3 protein-coding genes are annotated in these 2,922 nt (G+C 56.1%); 1 reads left to right on the forward strand and 2 read right to left on the reverse strand.

The genetic code is table 11. From position 1 onward, the window contains the following. Nucleotides 1-673: 673 nt before the first annotated feature. Entirely contained in the window at nt 674-1,675 is a 1,002-nt protein-coding gene (locus CIT25_RS23680; RefSeq protein WP_245329971.1) for a GlxA family transcriptional regulator, read from the forward strand. Nucleotides 1,676-1,943: 268 nt separating this feature from the next. On the opposite strand, the gene CIT25_RS37650 is transcribed toward CIT25_RS23680, so the two are convergent. Continuing rightward, entirely contained in the window at nt 1,944-2,201 is a 258-nt protein-coding gene (locus tag CIT25_RS37650; protein ID WP_245329970.1) for a hypothetical protein, read from the reverse strand. Between the two features lie 166 nt (nt 2,202-2,367). Beyond that, nucleotides 2,368-2,727: a reverse transcriptase domain-containing protein gene (locus tag CIT25_RS23690; RefSeq protein WP_245329972.1), complete on the reverse strand. Its 360-nt coding sequence runs from the start codon at nt 2,725-2,727 to the stop codon at nt 2,368-2,370. Between the last annotated feature and the right edge of the window lie 195 nt (nt 2,728-2,922).

Genomic DNA, 2,922 nt, shown 5'->3' on the forward strand with positions numbered 1-2,922 from the left:
CGCGGTGCGGTGCGCGAAACTGCCGCACGGCTCGGCATCAGCCGCACGGCGGTCTACTATTATCTTAAACTGGCGACGGGGGAAGCAAAGGCACCATAGCTAAGCGCGCGCATTTTCAAACGAGCTCCATTCTTAACGAAGCACAGGACCGCACCACTCTTGGCGTCGATCTATTTGCTTTGTCGGCGCGGGTCTGATCGAGAGAGTGGGGTTCATGCGGACAATCTATCCGGCCAATCCGAATGGCACTTGTCGCTGCCCCACTGGCAAGGCACAGAGGTCACGGCGATAGGGTCTTCGCTCTCGATGCCCTTATTTTGTTCTGTACGTGGCTTGGACCGATGAAGATGCTTAGCAACGCAGCAGGAGAGCAGCGGGGATCGAGCGCGGCGCGGCGCCGAAGGCCCAATGCTGTACAGCCTCAAGCCGACGCACGGCAAGAAAGCTCAGCCGGAACAAAATCCAAGTTCAATCGATGTGACAGTTCCGCGAGCTCATAGCTCACTCCATTTCCGCCTTCTCTCGCGCGTTCTGAGAAACGCTGCAAATGTGGACAACATGCATGATTACGCAGCAGCCATATCAATCCAGTTCATTCGGGGTCAGGAACGCCGGCGAGGATATCGACCATGAGCCAATCATCATCGTGTTCTATCTGGTCCCGGACTTTACCATGCTGGCTTTCTCCTCGGCGGTAGAGGTATTGCGCCTGGCGAATCGTGTTTTGGGTTATGAGGCGTATCGTTGGCGGGTCGCATCAGCGTCCGGTGGCGCGGTTCAAGCCATTTGCGGGCTTTCAGCTGTAACTAACAGTTCCATCTCAACTGAACGACGTCGCTTATTCGAAGAATGTCGCCCGAGCATGGTCGTCATCTGCGCCGATCAGGATGTGGAGAGCTACTCGAGCAAATCTTTGGAAGCTTGGCTTCGCGAATGCAGGCATTGTGGAGTGGCCGTGAGCGGCGTTGGGACCGCCACCTACATACTGGCTAAGGCTGGGTTGCTGAACGACAAGTACTGCACGATTCACTGGGAGAAACTTCCCGGCTTCAGCGAGCGATATATGGAAGTTCCTGTGGCTGCAGTCATATATCAGGTCGACGGCAATATTTGGACGTGTGCTGGCGGTTCGGCCTCACTGGATATGATGTTGCATCTGGTTCAACGGCATTTCGGTGACGAGACCGTAGCAGGTATATGCGAGCAGGCAATCGTCGAGCGCGTAAGGGCGCCGAATGAGCGCCAGAGGCTGCCGCTTTTACAAAAGCACGGCATTTCCAATCAGATAATGATTAAACTTATCGAGCAGATGGAACATCATCTGGCGGAACCACTGTCGATCGAAAAACTTGCAAAAAGCGTAAAGCGCTCCCGCCGCCAGGTTGAACGCCTATTCCGACGTGAATTAGGTCGGTCACCTCTTTCTTACTATCGAGAACTGCGGCTAGAGCGTGCTCGAATGCTGCTTACTCAGTCTGCTATACCGATTGTCGATATCGCCATCGCCTGTGGATTTATCTCGGCGTCGCACTTTTCCAAATCCTTTCGTGAAACATATGGGATGGCACCACACGAAGTCCGTAAGGGGAGAGTGACGTCGAAGCAGCTTTTTTTAGACATTCCGGTGAATGAGTCGACCGTGAACTATCCGCAAGCCATTGATCTGGCATGTTGATTGAGGCAGACGCCAGGTTTTGGATTGCAGGATTTGCGGTGTTTGGGGGCTGTTTCCTGCAATTCGGTTTTGCGATTCCCTTGTGCTGCGGAGCGTGATTGATCGGGATAGGGGGCGCCTTACGGCGCCGCCCACCGGGTCACCGGAGTTGGTCGCCCGCCCCCGGTTCCCACAGAACGTGGCGTGCAGCTTTCCCGCACCGCGCTGTTAGGCAGTTGGTTCACGGACCGCGAGTGCCAGCAACGCTCCACGACCTGGTACACCTTGATCAGCGACCGGAGATTTCCGGCCACGCCGTATTAAGCCTAGTATCAAGCACGTAGTGCAGGTAAAGGTTGCTCTGCTGCACGCTGATCGATCCCCCTTGTGGAGTTCCTTCGTCGATTGGATGGACCGCTCCATCTTCCATGAAGCCCGCCTTCAACCAGCGCCGGATCAAGCTGATCAGGCGAAAGTTGCTACCCAAGAGGTAATCTTCGGTGCCGAAAACCGGCCTGTCTTTGGTTGGAATGGTGGCCGGCTTCATACCGGAACGGTGGCCGGTGTTTGATCGGACTGGCGATCATCGGCTTCACGTCGGAATCCGGACAGCGATCGCTTGCTGTCGTATGGGCTGCAGCCCCGTTGGCGCGTACCGTCCATAATAGCTGATCCACCCCTGAGGAGCGGATTGATCAGCCAGGCGATGTCGTTCAACGAGAGCTACGTCTGTCGGCGGATGTGCAAGTCCCTGATCTTTCCCGCATCGCTTTCAGCGCCGAGGAACTGACCGCTGGTGTGAAGCCGCAAAACAGTCGCCCGCTTTGCGTTCCCCATACCGCGCGCGGCCGGAAACAGTATCCGAGGAAGTCGAACGTCACGTTCGGGCCTCTGCGTTTGGAGTCTCTGCAATAGACGATCTTTGTCTTCGTCGGATGCGGTTCCAGTTGGCATTCCGCCAACCTCGCCTCAAGCGCAGCCTTGACGGCTTCTGCCTCCTGCTCGGTCCGGCAGTGCACCAGCCCGTCATCCGCATACCGACACCATGGGAGGTCGGGATGTGTCCGTTTCATCCACAGATCAAACGCATAGTGCAGAAAAAGATTTGAAAGAATCGGCGAAACTACGCCTTCTGCTTGCTGCAGCACACTGTGGACGGAACTAGTCTAGCTATAATGCTTCCGCTACCCCGTCGCCAGTTTAAGATAATAGTAGACCGCCGTGCGGCTGATGCCGAGCCGTGCGGCAGTTTCGCGCACCGCACCGCG

Source organism: Mesorhizobium mediterraneum (genome assembly GCF_002284565.1).
In the GTDB taxonomy this organism is placed as follows: domain Bacteria; phylum Pseudomonadota; class Alphaproteobacteria; order Rhizobiales; family Rhizobiaceae; genus Mesorhizobium; species Mesorhizobium mediterraneum.

Coding starts and splice junctions, on each gene's coding strand:
- CIT25_RS37650 (WP_245329970.1), bottom strand. CDS start 2,201: ATGAAGCCGGCCACCATTCCAACCAAAGACAGGCCGGTTTTCGGCACC.
- CIT25_RS23690 (WP_245329972.1), bottom strand. CDS start 2,727: ATGAAACGGACACATCCCGACCTCCCATGGTGTCGGTATGCGGATGAC.
- CIT25_RS23680 (WP_245329971.1), top strand. CDS start 674: ATGCTGGCTTTCTCCTCGGCGGTAGAGGTATTGCGCCTGGCGAATCGT.